The organism is Acidithiobacillus sp., from assembly GCF_023256195.1.
GTDB lineage: Bacteria > Pseudomonadota > Gammaproteobacteria > Acidithiobacillales > Acidithiobacillaceae > Acidithiobacillus_A.
Map to the genome: position 1 here is coordinate 15,915 of NZ_JAGDWX010000017.1, position 20,028 is coordinate 35,942.

The 20,028-nt window shown below is 63.0% G+C and carries 18 protein-coding genes, 2 tRNA genes and 1 pseudogene; 19 read left to right on the forward strand and 2 right to left on the reverse strand.

Going from position 1 to position 20,028, the window contains the following annotated elements:
- Window positions 1-49: 49 nt before the first annotated feature.
- The 13 genes from rpsA (at window position 50) to Q0C23_RS03465 (ending at window position 12,884) form a co-directional block, all read left to right on the forward strand.
- Window positions 50-1,777: a 30S ribosomal protein S1 gene (gene rpsA / locus Q0C23_RS03405; protein ID WP_291510979.1), complete on the forward strand. Its 1,728-nt coding sequence runs from the start codon at window positions 50-52 to the stop codon at window positions 1,775-1,777.
- Between the two features lie 81 nt (window positions 1,778-1,858).
- Complete coding sequence (locus Q0C23_RS03410) at window positions 1,859-2,158, forward strand: integration host factor subunit beta (RefSeq protein ID WP_291510980.1); 300 nt, start codon at window positions 1,859-1,861, stop codon at window positions 2,156-2,158.
- Window positions 2,159-2,182: 24 nt separating this feature from the next.
- The gene (locus Q0C23_RS03415) at window positions 2,183-3,328 is read left to right on the forward strand and encodes a tetratricopeptide repeat protein (RefSeq protein ID WP_291510981.1); all 1,146 of its coding nucleotides are present in this window, start codon (window positions 2,183-2,185) and stop codon (window positions 3,326-3,328) included.
- Complete coding sequence (gene pyrF, locus Q0C23_RS03420; RefSeq protein WP_291510995.1) at window positions 3,325-4,071, forward strand: orotidine-5'-phosphate decarboxylase; 747 nt, start codon at window positions 3,325-3,327, stop codon at window positions 4,069-4,071. Before Q0C23_RS03415 ends, pyrF begins: the two co-directional genes overlap by 4 nt.
- Entirely contained in the window at window positions 4,068-4,673 is a 606-nt protein-coding gene (gene pyrE, locus Q0C23_RS03425; protein ID WP_291510982.1) for an orotate phosphoribosyltransferase, read from the forward strand. The genes pyrF and pyrE overlap by 4 nt, the downstream gene beginning before the upstream one ends.
- A 71-nt stretch (window positions 4,674-4,744) precedes the next feature.
- Entirely contained in the window at window positions 4,745-6,031 is a 1,287-nt protein-coding gene (tig, locus tag Q0C23_RS03430; protein ID WP_291510983.1) for a trigger factor, read from the forward strand.
- A 35-nt stretch (window positions 6,032-6,066) separates the two neighbouring features.
- The gene (gene clpP / locus Q0C23_RS03435; RefSeq protein WP_291510984.1) at window positions 6,067-6,711 is read left to right on the forward strand and encodes an ATP-dependent Clp endopeptidase proteolytic subunit ClpP; all 645 of its coding nucleotides are present in this window, start codon (window positions 6,067-6,069) and stop codon (window positions 6,709-6,711) included.
- 20 nt (window positions 6,712-6,731) lie between these two features.
- Window positions 6,732-8,015 carry an ATP-dependent Clp protease ATP-binding subunit ClpX gene (clpX, locus tag Q0C23_RS03440; RefSeq protein WP_291510985.1) on the forward strand — a complete coding sequence of 428 codons (1,284 nt, stop codon included), beginning with the start codon at window positions 6,732-6,734 and terminating at the stop codon, window positions 8,013-8,015.
- Window positions 8,016-8,109: 94 nt separating this feature from the next.
- On the forward strand, window positions 8,110-10,563 hold the full coding sequence (lon, locus tag Q0C23_RS03445) for an endopeptidase La (RefSeq protein ID WP_291510986.1): 2,454 nt from the start codon (window positions 8,110-8,112) through the stop codon (window positions 10,561-10,563).
- Window positions 10,564-10,777: 214 nt separating this feature from the next.
- The gene (locus Q0C23_RS03450) at window positions 10,778-11,050 is read left to right on the forward strand and encodes an HU family DNA-binding protein (protein ID WP_291510987.1); all 273 of its coding nucleotides are present in this window, start codon (window positions 10,778-10,780) and stop codon (window positions 11,048-11,050) included.
- Between the two features lie 12 nt (window positions 11,051-11,062).
- Window positions 11,063-11,138, forward strand: a tRNA-Val gene (locus Q0C23_RS03455).
- A gap of 10 nt (window positions 11,139-11,148) precedes the next feature.
- Window positions 11,149-11,225 (forward strand) — tRNA-Asp (locus tag Q0C23_RS03460).
- Window positions 11,226-11,330: 105 nt separating this feature from the next.
- On the forward strand, window positions 11,331-12,884 hold the full coding sequence (locus tag Q0C23_RS03465; RefSeq protein ID WP_291510988.1) for a peptidylprolyl isomerase: 1,554 nt from the start codon (window positions 11,331-11,333) through the stop codon (window positions 12,882-12,884).
- A 77-nt stretch (window positions 12,885-12,961) separates the two neighbouring features.
- Here the strand turns inward: Q0C23_RS03465 and Q0C23_RS03470 are convergent, their stop codons facing one another.
- On the reverse strand, window positions 12,962-14,092 hold the full coding sequence (locus Q0C23_RS03470; RefSeq protein WP_291510989.1) for a L,D-transpeptidase family protein: 1,131 nt from the start codon (window positions 14,090-14,092) through the stop codon (window positions 12,962-12,964).
- A gap of 179 nt (window positions 14,093-14,271) precedes the next feature.
- Between Q0C23_RS03470 and Q0C23_RS03475 the strand changes: the two genes are divergently transcribed.
- Window positions 14,272-15,846 (forward strand): diguanylate cyclase, encoded by a 1,575-nt coding sequence (locus Q0C23_RS03475; RefSeq protein ID WP_291510990.1) that lies wholly within the window; start codon window positions 14,272-14,274, stop codon window positions 15,844-15,846.
- A gap of 48 nt (window positions 15,847-15,894) precedes the next feature.
- On the opposite strand, the gene Q0C23_RS03480 is transcribed toward Q0C23_RS03475, so the two are convergent.
- Window positions 15,895-16,383, reverse strand: a complete 489-nt coding sequence (locus Q0C23_RS03480; RefSeq protein WP_291510991.1) for a hypothetical protein — start codon at window positions 16,381-16,383, stop codon at window positions 15,895-15,897.
- 377 nt (window positions 16,384-16,760) lie between these two features.
- Here Q0C23_RS03480 and Q0C23_RS09845 point away from each other — a divergent pair, with 377 nt between their 5' ends.
- From Q0C23_RS09845 to Q0C23_RS03505, 5 genes and pseudogenes are all read left to right on the forward strand, one after another.
- Complete coding sequence (locus Q0C23_RS09845; RefSeq protein WP_367273175.1) at window positions 16,761-17,249, forward strand: prepilin-type N-terminal cleavage/methylation domain-containing protein; 489 nt, start codon at window positions 16,761-16,763, stop codon at window positions 17,247-17,249.
- Between the two features lie 133 nt (window positions 17,250-17,382).
- On the forward strand, window positions 17,383-17,877 hold the full coding sequence (locus Q0C23_RS03490; protein ID WP_291510992.1) for a prepilin-type N-terminal cleavage/methylation domain-containing protein: 495 nt from the start codon (window positions 17,383-17,385) through the stop codon (window positions 17,875-17,877).
- Between the two features lie 22 nt (window positions 17,878-17,899).
- Entirely contained in the window at window positions 17,900-18,088 is a 189-nt protein-coding gene (locus tag Q0C23_RS03495; RefSeq protein ID WP_291510993.1) for a hypothetical protein, read from the forward strand.
- A 59-nt stretch (window positions 18,089-18,147) separates the two neighbouring features.
- Window positions 18,148-19,704, forward strand: coding sequence for a diguanylate cyclase (locus tag Q0C23_RS03500; RefSeq protein ID WP_291510994.1), 1,557 nt, complete (start codon window positions 18,148-18,150; stop codon window positions 19,702-19,704).
- Window positions 19,701-20,028 (forward strand): annotated as a pseudogene (locus tag Q0C23_RS03505) (hypothetical protein); the annotation flags it as partial. The gene Q0C23_RS03500 and the pseudogene Q0C23_RS03505, both read left to right, overlap by 4 nt.

The window sequence follows — 20,028 nt, forward strand, 5'->3', positions numbered from 1 at the left end:
TCCGTGGGGCAGCGGAAGCTGCCCCGGCACATGAGGCCTATCGAATTTTATGACCACCCCACAAGCAGAAGTCCTGTCCGAACCCAGTTTTGCCGAGTTGTTTGAAGAGAGTCAGAGCACCCAGGGTATCAAGCCCGGAGATCTCCTCACGGGTGTCGTCACCCGCGTCGACAACGATTTCGTCATCATCGACGTAGGTCTCAAGTCCGAAGGCCCGGTGCCCGCGGAGCAGTTCCGCAACAGCGAAGGCGAACTCGAGGTGAAGGTGGGCGACCGGGTGGAGGTGTGCCTGGAGTCCGTCGAAGACGGCATGGGCGAGACCAAGCTGTCCCGGGAGAAGGCGCGTCGCGCCAAGACCTGGGAAGAACTGGAGAAGGCCTTTGAAGAGGGCGCCGTGGTGCACGGTTTCCTCACCGGCAAGGTCAAGGGCGGGTTCACCGTCAGCATCGATGGCGTACGCGCCTTCCTGCCGGGTTCGCTGGTGGACGTGCGCCCCGTGCGCGATGTGGCCTATCTCGAGGGCAAGGATCTCGAGATGAAGATCATCAAGCTCGATCGCAAGCGCAACAACGTCGTGGTGTCTCGTCGCGCAGTGGTGGAGCAGGAGCAGAGCGCCGAGCGTGGAGCGCTGCTGGAGAGCATTCAGGAAGGAGCCATCCTTGAGGGTGTGGTTAAGAATCTCACGGATTACGGCGCCTTCATCGACCTGGGTGGTATCGACGGGCTGCTGCACATCACCGATATGGGCTGGCGCCGTGTCAAGCATCCCAGCGAAGTCGTCAGTGCGGGCGACGAGGTGCGCGTCATGGTGCTCAAGTTCGATCGCGAGCGCGGCCGTATCTCCCTGGGCATGAAGCAGCTGGGCGAGGATCCCTGGCAGGACATCTCCCGCCGTTACCCCGAGGGCACGCGGATCTTCGGTAAGGTCACCAACATCACGGACTACGGTGCCTTCGTCGAGATCGAAGAGGGAGTCGAAGGTCTCGTGCACGTTTCCGAGATCGACTGGACCAACAAGAATCTCAATCCGGCCAAGGCCTTGCACCTGGGGCAGGAAGTGGAGGTCATGGTTCTCGACATCGACGAAGAGCGTCGTCGCATCTCTTTGGGCATCAAGCAATGTCTGCCGAACCCCTGGGAAGAGTTTGCCCAGAATTATCAGAAGGGCGACCGGGTATCCGGGCAGATCAAGAGCATCACCGACTTCGGCGTGTTCATCGGCCTCGAGGGTGGCATCGATGGTCTCATTCACCTGTCCGATCTGTCCTGGGATCGCCCCGGCGAAGAGGCGGTTCGGGACTTCAAGAAGGGCGACGACCTGGAGGCCGTGGTGCTCAGCATCGACCCCGAGCGCGAGCGTATCTCCCTGGGCATCAAGCAGATGGAAACCGATCCCTTCATCCAGTTCGTGGTCGCCAACGACAAGGGCAGCCTGACCGAGGGAGAGGTCGTCTCCGTGGACGGTAAAGGTGCGGTCATCAAGGTCGCGGAGGGTGTGGAAGGCTTCCTGCCGGCACGGGAATTTGCGCGCGGCAATGCACCTGAGGTGGGAGACCGCATCGATGTGGCCATTGCCAGCATCGACCGCAAGAACCGTACCCTGACCCTGAGCACCAAGGCCCAGACCGTGCGCGAGAGCGGCGGCCACGGCGGCGGTGGCCATGAGGACAACTCGGCGCTGAATCAGCAGTACGCTCGCAGCGCGGCCACCGGAACGACCAGCCTCGGAGATCTGATCAAGGAACAGCTCAAGCGCAAGCAGGAAGAAGAAAGCTGATCCCACGCCGCACTCTCTGCCCCGCGCCGCCAGCACGTCGGCGCGTGGGCGGGGTTGCCGTTCAGAAGAGAGTTCATAATCATGACAAAATCGGAACTGATCAAGCTCATGAGTGCCCAGTATCCTCACGTCAGTATCCGTGACATCGAACTGGCGACGCGCCACATGCTCGACTACCTGAGCGATGCCCTGCGCGAGAATGAGCGCATCGAGATTCGTGGTTTCGGCAGCTTTTCCCTGCACATCCGTCCCGAAAAACAGGGGCGCAATCCCAAGACGGGAGAGCCGGTCTGGGTCCCGGAAAAGCGCGTGCCCCATTTCAAGCCGGGCAAGGAATTGCGAGAGCAGGTGGACTATGCCCGTGCTGATGTGCAGGGCTGAGTCCCGGTTCTGAGCGACGCTGTCGTGACCGCGTCCTGGTGGCTCGTCCTGTCGGCCGGGGTGCTGGGCGTGGGTCTCGGGTTGGCTTTTGCCTATTTCAGAGCGCCGCGACGCGGGCGGCTGGTTCCCGAAGTCTACGTCCAGGGCCTCAATCATCTCCTCAGCGATCGTAGCGATGAGGCGGTGGAGGCCTTTCTGGAGGCGTTGCGCCAGCACCCGGAGAGCTCGGACATCCTCATGGCCCTCGGCCGCCTGTTTCGTCGCAGGGGAGAACTGGAGCGGGCCCTGCGGGTGCACCAGTACTTACTCGAGCAGCCTGGGCTCAGTCTTTCGCTGCGGCAAGAGGTGCTTCTGGAGATTGCCCGAGACTATCTCAAGTCCGGCATTCTCAACCGCGCCGAGAGCATACTGAAGGAGTTGCTGCATCGCGACGACCGCTATGTGGACGGGCTCTTGGCGCTGGCCGAGCTTTATGAGCTGGGCGCTGATTGGCCTCAGGCGGTGGCGGTACGTCGACGCCTCGAAACGCTGGGACAAGGAGGACAAAAGGCGGTCATCGCCCTGATCTACGGTGAGATGGCCGAGGCATCCATCGCTCGCGGTGATGTGACGGCGGCGGAGCGGTATCTGGCCGAGGCCCGACAGGCAGATCCGGACGGTCCGCGCACGGCCCTCATCGAGGGCCGCCTGGCTTTCGCACAGGGTGCCTGGGAGCGGGCAGCGGGGATCTGGGCGACACTGTTGGAGAGCGGCGCCTACCCGGTGCTGCTGCTGGTGGTGCAGCCCTTTCTCGAGGCGCTGAAGCGCTGTCAGGACCAGCCCGCCTGTCGTGTCTGGCGGGCGCATCTGCTGGAGCGCTGTGACGATACCCTGACCGTCTTCCGCGTCGCGCAGGCGCTGGTGGAGGTGGAGGGCGTGGACGCGGCGCGTGCCTATCTGCACCGCGCCCTGAGTCAACGCAAGGCGCTACCGGTTCTGCAGTTGTTGCTGCGTCTGGAAACACCGGCGCCAGACCTGCTGCCGCAGATGGTCGAGGTCATTGGCGCCCTGCCCATGCCCAATCCACAGTTCCAGTGCGCACAGTGTGGTTATCGTACCAGTGAACACCATTGGCGGTGCCCCAGCTGCCGAAGCTGGGGCACCTTTACGGGCGGAGCCCTATGGACATGACACCCCTCATCGTTGCTCTGGATTGCGCCAGCGCCCGCGAGGCTCTGGATCTCGCGGCGCAGCTCGACCCCCGGCGTTGTCGCGTCAAAGTCGGCAAGGAGTTGTTCACCAGTGCCGGACCGGCTCTGGTAGAGGCGCTTCAAGACCGAGGCTTTCAGGTCTTTCTGGACCTCAAGTTCCACGACATACCGCAGACCGTCGGCAAGGCCTGCGCCGCCGCCACCCGTCTGGGGGTATGGATGCTCAATGTCCATGCCGGCGGCGGCCTCGCCATGCTGTGTGCCGCGCGCGAGGGCGTGGAAGCGGCGGCGGGTCCACAGCGACCCCGACTCATCGCTGTGACCGTCCTTACCAGTCTGGACGACGCAGCCCTGGCCGAGCTGGGCTGCCGGGACGGTGTGGAGGCGCAGGTGGAACGACTCGCCGCCCTGACCGCCAAGGCAGGCCTGGATGGCGTGGTCTGTTCCGCCCGCGAAGCGGCACGGCTCAAAAGGTTGCAGCCAGGGCTGCTGCGGGTGACGCCGGGGATACGCCCGGCACAGGCCGCGGGCGACGATCAGAAGCGGATCATGACACCGGCACAGGCCCTGTCCGCCGGCGCTGACTACCTGGTGGTGGGCAGACCCATCACGGCGGCGAGCGATCCGGCGCAGGCCCTGGCGGCAGTGCTCGCGGAAATCGATGGTGCCCTAGCCAGCAGCGACGCTTCTTCCACAGTCCACTTCAGCGAGGAATCCTCATGAGCCACGATGTTCCGGCCGCCGATGCCGTACTGGCGCTCTACGAGGAGGACGGTGCCCTGCTCCACGGGCATTTCCTCCTCTCGTCCGGCCTTCACAGCGACACCTACTTGCAATCGGCGCGGGTTTTGCAGCACCCTGCTCACGGCGCGCGCCTGGCCGACGCCATGGTGGCGGGAATTCCCGATGCCATTCGCGGCCAACTGCAGGTCGTCGTGGGTCCCGCCATGGGCGCGGTGCTGGTATCCTACGAGTGTGCCCGCAGTCTTGGGCGTCGCAGTCTGTTCACGGAGCGCGAAAACGGCCAGATGCGGCTGCGTCGGGGTTTTGCACTCGAGCCCGGTGAGCCGGTCCTGGTGGTCGAGGACATCACCACCACCGGCGGTTCCACCCGCGAATGCATCGACGCTGTCACCGCCGCCGGCGGTCGGGTGCTGGCGGTATCGGCCATCATCGACCGCAGTCCTGCTGGGATTGCGGACTTTGACGGTATACCCTATTTTCCCTTGGTGCGCCTGCCGGTGCAGACCTGGCGCCCGGAGGATTGCCCCCTCTGCGTCGCCGGTACACCGGCGGTAAAGCCCGGTAGCCGCGCCTTGCGTTGAGCTGGACCGATCCTTTCCTCTGTTAAGATCCATATCAAGGTTTGAACCGAATGCAAAAAAAGGATGAGCATATGACCCTGCGCACCCCGGAAGGGGCCCCCCTGGAGCGTCAGATCCAGATCACCGTCCCCGCCGCTGAAGTCGATGCCGAGGTCACCCAGCGTTTGCGACAAAAGGCGCGCAACGCTCGCCTGCCGGGCTTCCGCCCCGGCAAGGTACCGCCTGCCGTCATCGAGCGGCAGTTCGGCTCGGAGGCCCTCATGGAGGCCTTCGATCATCTGATCAACCAGTATTATGTCGAGGCCCTGCAGCAACATGCCCTGCGCCCGGTGGCACGCCCTGAGGTGCAAGTGGACCAGGGTGGGCGCGGCCAGGATCTGGTCTTCACCGCCACCGTCGAAGTGTACCCCGACTTCACCCCGGCCGTGCCCGAGGCGGTGGTGACGCGCAAGACCGCGGAGATCCTCGACAGCGATGTGGATGCGACTCTGGACATCATGCGACAGCAGCGGCGTGACTTCGTCGCGGTGGAGCGGGCAGCGCAAAGTGGCGATCGCGTGACGGTGGATTTTACCGGTCGGCAGGACGGCGAGGTGCTCCCCGGTGGCGATGTCAGCGATTACGCCGTGGTGCTCGGCAGTGGCCGACTGCTGCCGGAAATCGAGACAGCGCTGGAGGGAATGCGGGCCGGGGACGAGAAGCAGGTAGAAGTGACCTTCCCGGCAGATTACCCCAATGCCGAGCTGGCCGGTCAGAAGGCGGAATTTCAGCTGAAGGTCAAGGAAGTGGCGGAGCCGCGCTTACCGGAACTGGATGCCGAGTTTGCCCGTGCCCTGGGTATCGAGGACGGCGATGTCGCCACCCTGCGCCAGGAAGTGCGGGAGAACCTCGAACGGGAGGCACAGCGCATCAGCCGGGTGCAGGTCAAGGCCCAGTTACTCGATCTGCTGGTGGAGGCCAACCAGCCAGAGCTGCCCAAGCAACTGCTGGCCCAGGAACAGGAGCGCCTGAAACAGGAACGGAAGGTAGAGGAGCTGGACAGCGAAGGCGAGGCCTTGGCCCGCCGGCGTGTGATCCTGGGGCTCGTTCTTTCGGAGATCGCCCGGCAGCAGCAACTGCGCGCCAGTACGGCCGAGATGGACCGCATGCTGCGGGAGATGGCCGAACAGTACGAAGACCCCGAGCAGTTCATCCGCTGGTATCGGCAGGATTCGCAGCGTCTCGCGGAGCTGGAGGCCATGGTGTTGGAAGATCGGGTGGTGGAATGGTTGCTCGAGCGTGTTAAAGTGTCGGATGTCCCCGTCAGCTTCAATCGCCTGATCGGGCGTGAGCCGGAGCCCGCCGAAGCCAACGCGTGACGGGCGGCGAGCATAACAGCGAGAAGGAGCAGCACATGAAGCAGTCCATGCAGGAACTCCGTGCCGCCGAGATCCAGAATCTCGGCTACGTGCCCATGGTCATCGAGCAGACCGGCCGTGGTGAACGTGCCTTCGACATCTACTCGCGCCTGCTCAAGGAACGGGTGATCTTTCTGGTGGGTCCGGTGGAAGACATGATGGCCAACCTGGTGGTGGCGCAGCTCCTCTTCCTGGAAGCCGAGAACCCGGACAAGGATATCGCCCTCTATATCAATAGCCCGGGCGGTTCGGTGACGGCAGGGCTGGCCATCTATGACACCATGCAGTTCATCCGTCCTGCGGTAAGTACCGTATGTATAGGACAGGCAGCGAGCATGGGTGCGGTGCTGCTGGCAGCGGGTGCGGCCGGCAAGCGTTATGCCCTGCCCAATGCTCGCATCATGCTGCACCAGCCCTCGGGTGGGTACCAGGGCGTGGCGCACGATATCGAGATTCACGCCAAGGAGATCCTGCGCATCCGGCAGCGCCTCAACGAGATCCTGGTGGAACACACCGGGCAGTCGCAGCAGCGCATCGAGCAGGATCTGGATCGAGATTTTTTCATGTCCGCCCAGGAGGCCAAGGACTATCACTTGGTGGACTCCGTGATCACGCACCGGGGCGACAACGAAGGCGCCTGAAGACAGGCAGGAGTATAACGATGGCAGGTAAAAACGAAGGCAGCGGCGAGAAGACCCTCTACTGTTCATTTTGCGGCAAGAGTCAGCACGAAGTACGCAAGCTCATTGCCGGTCCCTCGGTCTTCATCTGTGACGAATGCATCGAACTCTGCAACGACATCGTCAAGGACGAAGTCCTGGATGCCCAGGACGAAACGGGCGGCAACAAGCTCCCCAAGCCCATGGAAATCCGCAAGACCCTGGACGAGTACGTCATCGGTCAGGAGGCGGCCAAGAAGGTACTGTCCGTGGCCGTCTACAACCACTACAAGCGTCTGGAACACGGCGGCAAGGGTGGGCGTGACAACGATGTGGAGCTGGACAAGAGCAACATCCTGCTCATCGGGCCCACGGGTTCCGGCAAGACCCTGCTGGCCCAGACCCTGGCGCGGCTGCTCAATGTTCCCTTTGCCATGGCCGACGCCACGACCCTGACGGAAGCAGGCTATGTGGGTGAGGATGTCGAGAACATCATCCAGAAGCTCCTGCAAAAGTGCGACTACGACGTCGAAAAGGCGCAGACGGGCATCGTGTACATCGACGAGATCGACAAGATATCGCGCAAGTCCGAAAACCCCTCCATCACCCGCGATGTCTCCGGTGAGGGCGTGCAGCAGGCGCTGCTGAAGCTCATCGAGGGGACCGTGGCCTCGGTGCCCCCCCAGGGTGGCCGCAAGCATCCGCAGCAGGAGTTCCTGCAGGTGGACACCCGCCACATCCTGTTCATCTGCGGCGGCGCCTTTGCCGGACTGGAGAAGGCCGTTGCCAGCCGGGTGGAGAAGGGCGGCATGGGCTTCAACGCCGAGATCAAGCGTACGGACAAGCAGAGCAGCACCAACCTCATGATGGAGAATCTGGAGCCGGAGGATCTCGTCCGTTATGGTCTGATCCCCGAGTTCGTCGGTCGTCTCCCCGTCATTGCCCTGCTGGAGGAACTGGACGAGGACGCCTTGGTCTCCATCCTGACGGAGCCGCGCAACTCCCTGGTCAAGCAGTACCAGAAGCTCTTCGCTCTGGAAGGTGTGACCCTGGAGTTCCGCCCCGAGGCGCTGCGCGCCATTGCCAAGAAGGCCCTGACGCGCAAGACCGGCGCCCGCGGTCTGCGTTCCATCTTGGAGCAGATTCTGCTGGATAGCATGTACGAGCTACCCTCCCTGGTGGGCGTCAAAAAAGTGGTGGTGGACGCCGCGGTCGTGGAGAGTGGGGGCAAGCCTCTGCTGGTCTACGACGACGCCAGCAAGAAAGATATGTCTCACCCGGCCTGACCAGACTGTGGCCGACATTGAAAAGTTCAGGTGTCGGCCACATCTATAACGAGTCTGGGGATGTCCTGTCCCCACCCAATGAATGGAGTGAGCCATGGCGGATATAGAAAATCGCGGCCTCGAAGGCCTTACGGAAGGAGATTCCCTGTTGGTACCGGTCCTGCCTCTGCGGGACGTGGTGGTGTTTCCCTTCATGGTGATTCCCCTGTTCGTCGGCAGGCCCAAGTCCATTCGCGCCCTGGAAGATGCCATGGCGGGCGAGAAGCAGGTACTTCTGGTGGCGCAGAAGAATGCCGCGGACGACGATCCACAGCCCGACAAGATCTATCGCATCGGCACCCTGGCGACCATCCTGCAGCTGCTGAAGCTGCCGGACGGCACCGTCAAGGTCCTGGTGGAGGGTACGGAGCGGGCCAAGATTCAGTCTTTCATCCCCGTCGATGACTTCCTGCGCGCGCAGGTACAGATCATCCGCAGCGGCACCAGCAGCGATCGCGAGCTGGAGGCCCTGATGCGTTCCGTCAGCGCCCAGTTCGAGTCCTACGTCAAGCTGAACAAGAAGATCCCGCCGGAGATCCTGGCGACCCTGGCCAGTATCGACGACCCCAATCGTCTGGCCGACACCGTCGCCGCTCACCTGGGGCTCAAGCTCGAGGAAAAGCAGGAGATCCTGGAAAAGGCCGACACCCGCAGTCGTCTGGAGCACCTGCTCGGCATGATGGAGTCGGAAATCGACCTCCTGCAGGTGGAAAAGCGCATCCGTGGCCGGGTCAAGCGGCAGATGGAAAAGAGCCAGCGGGAGTACTACCTCAACGAGCAGATGAAAGCCATCCAGAAGGAACTGGGCGACCTCGGCGAGGAGGGTGCTGGCGAGGCCGATGAGCTGGCGCGCAAGATTCAAAAGGCCGGCATGCCCAAGGAAGTGCGTGCCAAAGCCGAGGCGGAGCTCAAGAAGTTGCGGATGATGAGCCCCATGTCCGCCGAAGCCACGGTGGTGCGCAACTACATCGACTGGCTGGTGGCCGTGCCCTGGAAGCGGCGCAGCCGTATCACCAAGGACCTGGCCCGAGCCAAGGCCATTCTCGATGCCGACCACTACGGTCTCGAGGACGTCAAGGAGCGGATCCTCGAGTATCTGGCGGTGCAGGAGCGGGTCGGCAACAGCCGCGGCCCCATCCTCTGCCTGGTGGGCCCGCCCGGCGTCGGCAAGACCAGTCTTGGACGCTCCATCGCCCAGGCCACTGGCCGCAAGTTCGTGCGCATGTCCTTGGGCGGCGTGCGCGATGAGGCCGAGATCCGTGGACACCGGCGCACCTACATCGGCGCGTTGCCGGGCAAGATCATCCAGAGCCTGGCCAAGGTGCAGACCCGCAACCCCCTCATGCTCCTGGACGAGGTGGACAAGATGGCCATGGACTTCCGTGGCGACCCCGCCTCGGCCCTGCTGGAGGTGCTGGATCCGGAGCAGAACGCCACCTTCAACGACCACTATCTGGAGGTGGATTTCAACCTCTCCGATACGATGTTCGTGACCACGGCCAACACCCTCAACATCCCGGCACCGTTGCTGGACCGTATGGAAGTGATCCGCATCTCGGGCTACACCGAGGATGAGAAGACCCACATCGCCATGCAGTACCTGCTGCCCAAGCAGATGGAAAAGACCGGTCTGAAGCCGGAGGAAATCTCCATCTCGCAGACGGTGATCCGCGACATCATCCGCTATTACACACGGGAAGCGGGGGTGCGCAATCTGGAGCGGGAGCTGGCCCGGATCTGCCGCAAGGTGGTCAAGGAGCTGCTACTGGACAAGAAGCGCAAGAAGGTGCAGGTCAGCGAGCGCAATCTCGACAAGTACTTGGGCGTGCGGCGCTTCGATTTCGGCAAGGCCGAGAAGGAAAACCGGGTCGGCGAAGTCACCGGCCTGGCCTGGACCGAGGTGGGCGGCGAGCTCCTCAGTATCGAAGCGGTGGTGGTGCCAGGGCGGGGCAAGCTGCTCATTACCGGCAAGCTCGGCGATGTCATGCAGGAGTCCATCCAGGCGGCCATGAGCGTGGTGCGTGCCCGCTCGTCCGTGCTGGGTATCGCGGCCGACTTCTACCAGAGTCGGGATGTGCACATCCACGTCCCCGAGGGAGCCACACCCAAGGACGGTCCCAGCGCCGGTATCGGCATGGCGACGGCCTTGGTCTCGGCCCTGACGGGCATCCCGGTGCACGCCAGTGTGGCCATGACCGGCGAGATCACGCTGCGCGGTGAGGTATTGCCCATCGGTGGTCTCAAGGAAAAGCTCCTGGCAGCACACCGGGGTGGTATCGCGACGGTGGTGATACCTGCGGACAATGAAAAAGATCTGCAGGATATACCCAAAAACGTCCGCGACGCGCTGACCATCAAACCCGTGCGTTGGATCGATGAGGTTTTCAGCATCGCGCTGGAGCGTATGCCCACGCCTTTGCCGGAGGGTAACGAGCCGGGAGCTCTGGTAGGTACGGTCAACCCCGTAGGCGATAAAAAAGGCGAGGGTTCAGCGACTACCGCCCACTGATTCGATGCGCGGGGCAGACTCTCTCCGATCGTCGGATCGGAGGGAGTTTTTTTGTGAAGCTGCCAGTATTCGTGTGGAATAAAAAGCGTTTCCTGTCCGCCTTTTTTTGCGCGGACTTTCTTGACAGGGCTTTTTTTTGCCTGCTATAACGTCAAGCACCTTGTGCAGTAACCCGTCTCGAAGCGTACCGTGGCCCATAACAGGAGAAAGGAATATGAACAAATCCGAATTGATCGAAAAAATCGCAGAACACGCCGACCTGAGTCGCGCGGCGGCCGGCCATGCCCTCGATGCCGCCCTGAAGGCCATCACCGAAGCGCTCAAGGAAGGCGATCAGGTTACCCTGGTCGGTTTCGGTTCCTTTCTGGTAGCCGAGCGGGAAGCGCGCAAGGGACGCAATCCGGCGACGGGTCAGGAGATCATGATCGCGGCAAGCCGCACCCCCAAATTCAAGGCTGGTAAAGCGCTGCGGGATGCCGTAAACTAGCGCGTCTGGTTGGGGCGGTTAGCTCAGTTGGTAGAGCGTCGGCTTTACACGCCGAATGTCGGGGGTTCGAGCCCCTCATCGCCCACCAAAAACATCGCGGGGTGGTAGTTCAGTCGGTCAGAATGCCGGCCTGTCACGCCGGAGGTCGCGGGTTCGAGCCCCGTCCACCCCGCCATATCCCTAAGGCGACCCTCGTGAGGGGCGCCTTTTTTCTTGTCGTGCTTGGCGCTACCATGGCCGGGACCGCAGGGCTGTGGGTCTGCGGTCGGCGTGGAGATCAATGATGCTGGATGCCTTTCGAAAGCTGAGTCAATCCTGGGCAGCGAAGGTCGTGCTCGCTGTCATCGCGCTGTCCTTCGTACTCTGGGGGGTGAGCGGTTACCTGTTTTCCAACGATTCCGGGGAACAGGTGGTGGCCAAGGTGGACGGCGAGAAGATCAGTGCGGCGCTCTTTCAGCAGCGCCTGCACGATGCCAAGGAGCATTACGCCCAGGTCTTTGGGCCCCAGGCGGCCGCCGAGATGGCCAAGGATCCGGGCTTTGCTCGCGATGTCTTGAACGGACTCATCGACAACCTGCTCCTCGCCCACGAGGCGCGCAAGCTTGGCCTGCAGGTGCCGGATTCCGCCCTGGCGCAGAAGATCGAGGGCATATCGGCCTTCGCCGACAAGGGCAAGTTCTCCCGCGCCAAGTATCAAGAAGTGTTGCGCGCCAATGGTCTGACGCCGGTGAAGTTCGAGGCCATGTTGCGCGACAGCATGCTTCTGGAACAACTGCAGGCCGTGCCGCAGATCCTGGCCGAGGCAAGCACCAAGGATGCCGAATCCGCCTGGTCCTGGTCGCAGGAATATCGCGATGCGCGCGTCGTACAGATCCCCGTCAGCAACTTCCTGAAGGCCGCAGAGCCTACCGACGCCGAGATTCGGGCCTACTACGAAAGCCACAAGTCGAGCTACCAGCTCCCCGCCGAGGTAGAGGTTCAGTACGTGACCCTGGGGCCCAGTGACTTCGGTCAGCAAGGCGGATCGGCCACGGCCACGGCGGCGAGCACCTCATCCGTCGCAACCGACCACGGCTCGCCCCAGCTCGCCTTCGAGAGCCAGATCGAGAACTTCAAGGACAAGCTGTTCAGCGACTCCGGCAGCCTCGCCGGCGTGGCCAAGGCCTACGGTCTGAAGATCCATGACAGCGGCCCGCTCGTCGCCGGCAAGGTGGCGTCCAGTGGCGTCTTTGCGGACCCAAAGGCCCTCGACCTCGCCTTCAGCAAGGCGGTACTGGCGGGCAAGAACAGCAGCGCCCTGAGTTTATCCAACGGCGATCTGCTGGCGGTGCATCTGGTCCACTACACGCCGCCCCGGACTCAGGATCTGCAGGCGGTGCGCCAGGATATCGCTACCAGCTTGGCAGAGCAGAAGGCGCGTCAGCTGGCCAAGGAACGGGCCCGTGAACTTCTGGCCGCTGCCCAAAAGAGCAAGGATCCCAAGGATCTGGATCCCAACGGCAGCTACCCCGAAAAGCGCTACAGCGATCTGGCGCGCCATTCCTCCGTTGGTCTGGACCCTGCCCTCATGAATGCCATTTTTTTGGCACCGGCCCCCGAAGGGCAGGGTGCTCCCTCCTTCGGCATGGTGGATCAGAAGGACGGCTATGCGCTTTACGCCCTGACCCGGGTCATCCTGCCCAACCGAGCGCTGCTCAATCCCTCGGTCACCCAAGAAATCCAGCGCTCGCTGGAGGAGCAGCGAGCCCGGCTGCTGACGACGGGTTACCTGCAGGCGCTGCGGCAGAAAGCACGCATCCGCATCCATGACGACGTGCTCAAACGTTTCGAGTAGGGCAGCGCTCTCGGCCCCAAGCACGAGGTCGAGGCGCGTCCAGTGCGCGCGACCGCTATTAACCCTATGGAGCCGGATCAGCCTGCTCGTGCAGCTGGATCTGGACCAGCAGATCCCGCCGCAACTCTATCGGGCCGTGGCCGAGGTCCTGGCCTGGGTGTACCGTCTGGAAGAGCAACAGCGTGGGCCGGCAGAGCCACCGGCGTGAGAGCCAAGTGGACACTGCGCGGGCTGGATTGTTGCGGCACCACCCGATAGGTCCAATGCAGGCTGGGCAGCGCCGAGACCGACTTCTGCGCTTGCGGTTTTGGCGCGCCACCGGCTGAAGCGGGGGCGTTCCAGGGCCCTGGGGCGCTGTGTACCACGGTGACGGGCGTGCCGTAGTGGAGGATGCCGAAGGCCTGCTGTGCCGCCTTGAGCGGCAGCTCCACGCAGCCTGCGCTCTGGGGAAAGCCATAGGCCGCGCGGGGATAGAAATGGACGGCGCGGCCACGGTCGAAGTAGTTCACCCAGCGGATGTCTGGGTCGTCGTAGGGCTGATAGCGCACCCAGTGGTGGTGATAGCGGCCAAAGTCGATATCCGCCACGTGAAAACCCGCCGCCTTGGCGGCATCGTAGAGACGTACCTGCCGCGCCGGCACCGGTATGGGAAAACTGCCCACCATGCTGGTATGGCGATCGCGCGCGTAGACGGGCCAGGTGCCGTCGGGCGTGCCGTGCAGTACGCCGGTGTTGCAATCGCTCTGCAGCACCCAGCCCTTGCCGGCGACGAAGACGTGGATGCGCTCGGGCCGCGGAAACTTGGTCACGAGCACCCAGGTCCAGGGCAGGGGATCGGGCTTGTGGGCCGCCAGCAGGGCCAGTTCCACCGCGGCCGGCAGGTCGCGGATACCGACCTTGCCCGGCTCTACGGGCAAGCCGTGCACACGCTCAAACTGATAGAGCGCGCCCAGGACCAGGGGATTCCACGGATCCTGCCAGGAATCGCGGCGGCTGAGGGCAAGCAGCGCCCGCGGCGGTACGAAATTCCAGGTGTATTGGCGGTGCACCCCACCGTGCGGTCCCAGATAATTTTCTGCCGTGAGGGGAAGGTAGCCCAGGCGGATCAGCAGATGGCGCGTCTTTTGGGCCGTCAGCAAGGGCTTGCTCACAGCGGCAGGCGCAGAAAGAGCCGCTGCGGTAACGGCTGGTGGCGGCAGGCTGTTCATGAGCGAAGTTTAACACTCCCGCGCGATCATCGCCTAGCTGGGGCCGGACGGCGGCCGCCATCGGCAGCGCGGCGGGAGCAGGGCCATCGTCATGACAAAGGGTGGTGCTATACTCCACCCGATGTAGACCAATGTGGGCAGAGCCATCTCGCCCCATCGCAGAGAGCGCAACGCCACCCATGACCGTTCCTCCTCCAGATCACCCGCCCGACGGGCAACGCCCGCGACGCAGCCTCTTTTCTTGGCGGGAAGGGCAGGCCAACGCCGCGATCCAGCGGCAACAGCAGCTCATGAATCTGCGCGGGGCACTGGCGCTCGCGCTGCAGAGGGCAGCGCCCCTGCGCGACCTGGATATCCTCCACCAGTTCTGTGAGCTGGTGCTGCACCACAGAGTCGCACAGCACGCCTGGATCGGCCGCCCCGATGCGGAAGGAAACTTCCACACCCTCGCCCTGGCCGGTTCCCGCAGCATCCTGGCAACGCTGTGTGGCTCCCTCGATGCCGATCAATCCCGGGACCGCTCGCCCCTGGCCCTGGTCTGGCACGACCAGAAGCCCTACTACTCTCCGGCCCTCCCCCCCACCGGGGCCTTTGCGGACTGGTACCTGCAGCTGCGCCAGGTCAAGCTGCAGTCGGCGGCGGTCTTGCCCGTGCCGCGCGGGCAGCAGGATTGGGCGCTGCTGCTTCTGCTGCACCGGGACCCCGAAGCCTGGACCGGCGACAGTCAGATGCTCCTGGAGGGCATCGTGCGCAACCTGTGCGACCTGCTGGAAGACTGGGACACCCAGCAACGCCAGATGATCCTGGGGGCCGCCCTGAAATCGGCGCTGGAAGGCGTGGTGCTCTGCGATGCGCAGCGCCGGGTGCTCTACGTCAATCAGAGCTCCTTTCTGATGACGGGCTACCATCAGGACGAGCTGCAGCGCCATGGCATGTCCGTGCTCCAGGGTCCCAAGACGGACGTGCAGGAACTGGCGCGCATCGATCGCGCCCTGGCCGAGGGCAATTTCTACGACGGTCGGCTCATCAATTACCGGCGCGACGGCGAGACCTTCTGGAATCACCTCAGCATCGTCCCCATCCGTAACCGGGCCGGCGAGCTGACCCACTTCGTCGGTATCCAACGCGACATCAGCCGCGAGATCCAGCTCATGGAGCAGCTGGAGTACGAATCGCGCCACGACCGCCTCACGGGCCTGGCCAACCGTCGCGCCCTGGACGACGAACTGGAGGTCGCCATGGCTCGGGCCGGACGCAACTCGTCGCAGCTGGCCCTGTGCATGATCGACCTGGATCGCTTCAAGCCCGTCAACGACCTCTACGGCCACGAGGCCGGGGACGTGGTCCTGAAGGTGATCGGTCGGCGGCTGCGCGACGCCCTGCGCCGTACCGACTACGTGGCGCGTCTGGGGGGCGACGAGTTTGTGCTGCTCATCGAGGGCTACCACAACATGGAAGAACTGGGCCTGATCCTGGCCAAGGTCGAGGCGGTAGTGAACGAGCCCATACAGATCCGTGCCGATACGGTGGTGGGTGTGCGCCTCAGCATGGGGGTGTGCATCTACCCACACCCCAAGGTCCAGGATATGGCCGACCTCCTGCGTTTTGCCGATCAGGCCCTGTACGCCAGCAAGGCGCGGAAAACCACGCGCCCGCGCTACTGGATGCTGTTTGACGAAGCCTTGACAGCGGTGCCCGGTGCCCAAACGCCGCCCAAACGCAGCAGGAAAACGCATCGCGACCCTAAGCCCTGAGGCGGACTGTCCCTTTCCATGGCTTTTCGGCGGAGATTCTTGCCGATTTCAGAGAGCCTGGATCTTCTGCAGCGCCAGGGTGTGGCCTCGCGCCGCCGCCTCGCCCAGCCACCTCAGGCCCAGCGCGACATTGCTCTCTACGCCGACGCCCTGGAAGTAGCAGCGGGAGAGCCAGTCCATGGCATCGCTGTCGCCCTTGGCGGCGGCGGCTTCCAGCCAGAGCAGGGCGGTGGCGGCCTGATCTTCGGCCAGAAAATAGAGCCCCACTTCGCGCAGGGCGTCGGCGGCGCCGGTATCGGCGGCGACGATGATGGCCATGCGTTCGGCATCCAGGGCCAGGCTCAGGTGGGGGATGAGGCTCGGCAGTTCGATGAGCAGCTTGACGCCGCCGGCGCCGCGCCGCTCGCCGTCCTTTTCCACACCGCGGATGTGCCCTTCGTCGGCCCAGCGCTGCAGGGTGCGCACGCTCTTGCCCGTGAGCAGGGCGGCGGTCTGGGTGCTGATGAGGTACTGCTCTGGGCCCGCTTTGCTCGGCATCCTGCGATTCCACGCCATCGACGTCATCACTATAGCATGTCGCCCTGCAAGCGCGACAAACGGTGCCTGAAAAAACGCAGTAAAAGGGGACGTTTGGCCACGATGACGCTCAAAATGGGCGACAACCCCTCGTCTTGTCGCCCTTGAAAGGCGTCATCCATAGGTGGTGGGGGTTTTTGGCGATGGCGGATAGGGGGCCGTCTGCGCCTTTTCCCGCCCGGACGTTCCAAATAAAACTATTGTAAATCAATTGGTAATGAATATGCGCCGCCGATTCTGGTGGGTTGTCCTCGCGGTTGGCACGAACTGTGCTTTGAGCTTAGCGACCCCGGCATGGTGCCTGGGGCTAGCTTTCGCAACACCGAAGGAGACATCTCATGAGCATGTTGGTCAAGAAGGCGCAGGCCAGCGCCGAAGCGGGTTTCACCCTTATCGAACTGATGATCGTCATCGCCATCATCGGCATCCTGGCGGCCATCGCCATTCCGCAGTACGAGCAGTACATCGCCACCTCCAAGGCGACCACCATCACCCAGGATTTCCATCAGGCTGTGACGCAGGCGACGGCGGCCATAGCTGCAGCGCAGGCTGGTCAGACCACCTCTGTTCCCACGTATCCGAATCTACCCAATGGTTTCCAGCTGACGGTTACCCCAGATACCGGTACTAGTATTACCCCAACAACTCAAACGATATCGGTTGTTCTGACAGCCGGGACCGGCATTAATAGTCAGGTTGCCTCTGCACTCTCTGCTATGAATATGCAGGGAACGAGCGGCAACACCAGCACCATAACCTGTGCTCAAAATGACAACGGCGGTTGCACAGCCACCATCGATAATAATGGCGGAGTGTCCTACCAGTAAGGTCTTCCTCAGGAGACTATCGGCACCCCTCGGGGTGCCCCTTTCGGACAGGGCTTTGCTCAAGCAGAGCTCTCTCGGAAAGGGTAGGCAGGATAGACCGCACGGGTTCGCAAGGATGTGCGCAGGGGCCGACATGGGATCGAACGCCGAAGGATTCACCCTCATCGAAGTGATGATCGTCGTTGCCATCATCGGGATCCTGGCGGCCATCGCACTGCCTCAGTATTTTCAGTATATCCAGACGGCCAAGGCCCAGGCGGTGACGGCCAACTTCAAGATGGCGGTGGATGCGGTGACCAATGCTTACGCTGCCACCAACAACGGAGTGGTCAGCAATGTCTACACCACCCTGAATGGTCAAAGTGCCAAGGATATCGCCGACCCGGTGTATGGTCGGGGCACGCCGGCCTTTCTGGTGACGGGTGGGGCGCCCGTCTGCGGGCAGGTGGCCATCACCAGCTCCGTCATCAGTGCCGCAGGCCCCGCCAGCGTCACCCTGACGGTGGGCACCTCCGGCTGCAGTGGCAGCCTTGGCCATAGTATCTCCGCGGCCTTTTCCGCCGCCCAGTTTCCGCACGCCGCCAGCACCGGCGTGGTTGTCCAGCAAAACGGTAGGGTTCAGAACTAGCTTCACCAAAGGAGTCCACGTCATGAATACGCAAGACCGCATCCACAACCTGCAACAACGCCGCCGTCACCTCCTGGCCCGGCGGGAGTGCCGCGGCGCGCCCATCGCCGCCCTGGATCTGGAACTCACCGTGGTGCGCAGCGAACTCTTGGCCCTCTATGCCAGTCAACGGGCCAGCCATGCCGCCATTCCTCTCGCGCAGACCAACTGAGCCTGAGGCCCGGCCCAGCCGCGTAAGGTACACGAGGCGGCGGCGGAGCTTTGCTTGCGATGCGTACGTCCGATTCCAACAGCCGCCGACGGGGCAGTTCGCTGCGGCGCTTTCTGGGCCTTGCCCCACGGTCTGGGGAGGAGGCCCTGGATCGCCAGAGTCGTCTGCGTGCGCTGCGCGATGCCATGGAAGGGTTCATGGCGCCGCCCTTGTCGGAGTCGGAGGTGTTGCAACGGTTCTGTCAACTGATGCGCACCCATGGGCTGGCACAATGGGTCGCGGTTGTTCGGCCCGAGCTCGAGGATCGCTTGGACGTGTTGGCTCTGGCGGGCTCTCACGCTGTCCTGGCGGGACTGTCCTGGTCCTTCGACCCCGACGGGGACGGAGGCGGTGCACCCCTGGCCCTCGTCTGGCGCGAGCAGCGGCCATTTTATTCCGATCCACTTTTCCCCAGCGCCGCCCTGCGGCCCTGGCGGCAGCGCATGGCAGGTCACGGTCTGCACTCCACGGCAGTCCTGCCCCTTACGCGCCGTGGGCAGCCCTGGGCACTCCTGGTTCTGCTCCACCACGACGAGATCTACTGGTCCAGCGACAGCCAGATGCTGCTGGAGAGCATCGTGCGTTGGTTGTGTCAGACGCTGGAATACCGAGACCAGGAGTCGTTTCAGAATCTGCTCGGTCGCGGCCTTGCGGTCGCCAACGAAAGCGTGGTACTGACGGACGCGCAGCGGCGGGTACTCTATGTCAATCCGAGTTTTGAGCGCATGACCGGTTACAGGCTGGAAGACCTGAATGATGGCAGCTTGCGGGTGCTGCAGGGGCCCGATACGGATATCCACGAGCTCGCCGTCATCGACCAGACCTTGCGCGCCGGCCTTCCCTATAGCGGTACGCTCCTGAACTATCGCCGCGATGGCGAACCCTACTGGAACCAGCTCAGCATCGTGCCGGTGCGGGATCCGAACGGAGATATCCGCCATTATCTGGGCATTCAGCGGGATGTCAGTGCCGAGAAGAAGCTGGTGAGCCAATTGGAGTACGAATCCCGCCACGACCGTCTGACGGGGTTGGCCAATCGTCGTGCTCTCGACGATGAGCTGGAGATGGCCATGGCGCGAGCGGACCGTTATGGTACGCGCCTCGCGGCCTGCATGATCGATCTGGACGGGTTCAAGCCCATCAACGACTGCTACGGTCACGACGCCGGTGATCAGGTGTTACAGGTAATTGCGCGCCGATTACGGAACAGCGTGCGGCGCTACGACTATGTGGCTCGCTTGGGTGGCGATGAATTCGTCCTGTTGCTGGAAAGAGTCAGCCACCCGGCAGAGCTGGAGCAGATTTTCATCAAGCTGGAGTGCAACGTCAACGAAGCCATCACCTTGCGTAATTACCAGCAGATCGGGGTACGCCTGACCATGGGGGTGTGTCTCTATCCCGAGCACGGTGCACGGGATGCTGGTGAACTACTGCGTTTTGCCGATCAGGCCCTGTACCATGGTAAGGCGCATAAAGAGACGCGCGAGCGCTATTGGACCTACTATACTGAAACCATAGGTGCCCCAAGCCAAACCAATCCCCAGCTATCGGGAACGGATAAAGGATGGTACCGATGAATACCGGCAACCGCCTTTCGCAATCCCCATCCCATGGCCCCAACCTACAGCGGCTTTTGCTACCGCGAACGGGGTTAAGTATAGCCGACTATCATCAGCTGTTATTGGGGGATTTTGAGCGACAGCGGGTGGATGTGCTGCCGAGCGATTTGTGTACGGCAAGAGACGTGCAGGCGCTTGTCTTCGCCACGGATCCGGACGACGATGGCCACCGCTTCCGACTGTTGGGCTGTGATGCGGAGAGTCTTCGCCTTCGCCCGGTCGGCTCTGAGCCCTGGCCCAGCTATGGCAAGAGCCTCATCTTTGTGGAGTTGCCGGAGCATA

Excerpts from the sequence above, each read along its gene's own strand:
- rpsA (WP_291510979.1), top strand. The coding sequence starts at position 50 with ATGACCACCCCACAAGCAGAAGTCCTGTCCGAACCCAGTTTTGCCGAG.
- Q0C23_RS03410 (WP_291510980.1), top strand. The coding sequence starts at position 1,859 with ATGACAAAATCGGAACTGATCAAGCTCATGAGTGCCCAGTATCCTCAC.
- pyrF (WP_291510995.1), top strand. The coding sequence starts at position 3,325 with ATGACACCCCTCATCGTTGCTCTGGATTGCGCCAGCGCCCGCGAGGCT.
- pyrE (WP_291510982.1), top strand. The coding sequence starts at position 4,068 with ATGAGCCACGATGTTCCGGCCGCCGATGCCGTACTGGCGCTCTACGAG.
- tig (WP_291510983.1), top strand. The coding sequence starts at position 4,745 with ATGACCCTGCGCACCCCGGAAGGGGCCCCCCTGGAGCGTCAGATCCAG.
- clpP (WP_291510984.1), top strand. The coding sequence starts at position 6,067 with ATGAAGCAGTCCATGCAGGAACTCCGTGCCGCCGAGATCCAGAATCTC.
- clpX (WP_291510985.1), top strand. The coding sequence starts at position 6,732 with ATGGCAGGTAAAAACGAAGGCAGCGGCGAGAAGACCCTCTACTGTTCA.
- lon (WP_291510986.1), top strand. The coding sequence starts at position 8,110 with ATGGCGGATATAGAAAATCGCGGCCTCGAAGGCCTTACGGAAGGAGAT.
- Q0C23_RS03450 (WP_291510987.1), top strand. The coding sequence starts at position 10,778 with ATGAACAAATCCGAATTGATCGAAAAAATCGCAGAACACGCCGACCTG.
- Q0C23_RS03465 (WP_291510988.1), top strand. The coding sequence starts at position 11,331 with ATGATGCTGGATGCCTTTCGAAAGCTGAGTCAATCCTGGGCAGCGAAG.
- Q0C23_RS03470 (WP_291510989.1), bottom strand. The coding sequence starts at position 14,092 with ATGAACAGCCTGCCGCCACCAGCCGTTACCGCAGCGGCTCTTTCTGCG.
- Q0C23_RS03475 (WP_291510990.1), top strand. The coding sequence starts at position 14,272 with ATGACCGTTCCTCCTCCAGATCACCCGCCCGACGGGCAACGCCCGCGA.
- Q0C23_RS03480 (WP_291510991.1), bottom strand. The coding sequence starts at position 16,383 with ATGCCGAGCAAAGCGGGCCCAGAGCAGTACCTCATCAGCACCCAGACC.
- Q0C23_RS09845 (WP_367273175.1), top strand. The coding sequence starts at position 16,761 with ATGAGCATGTTGGTCAAGAAGGCGCAGGCCAGCGCCGAAGCGGGTTTC.
- Q0C23_RS03490 (WP_291510992.1), top strand. The coding sequence starts at position 17,383 with ATGGGATCGAACGCCGAAGGATTCACCCTCATCGAAGTGATGATCGTC.
- Q0C23_RS03495 (WP_291510993.1), top strand. The coding sequence starts at position 17,900 with ATGAATACGCAAGACCGCATCCACAACCTGCAACAACGCCGCCGTCAC.
- Q0C23_RS03500 (WP_291510994.1), top strand. The coding sequence starts at position 18,148 with ATGCGTACGTCCGATTCCAACAGCCGCCGACGGGGCAGTTCGCTGCGG.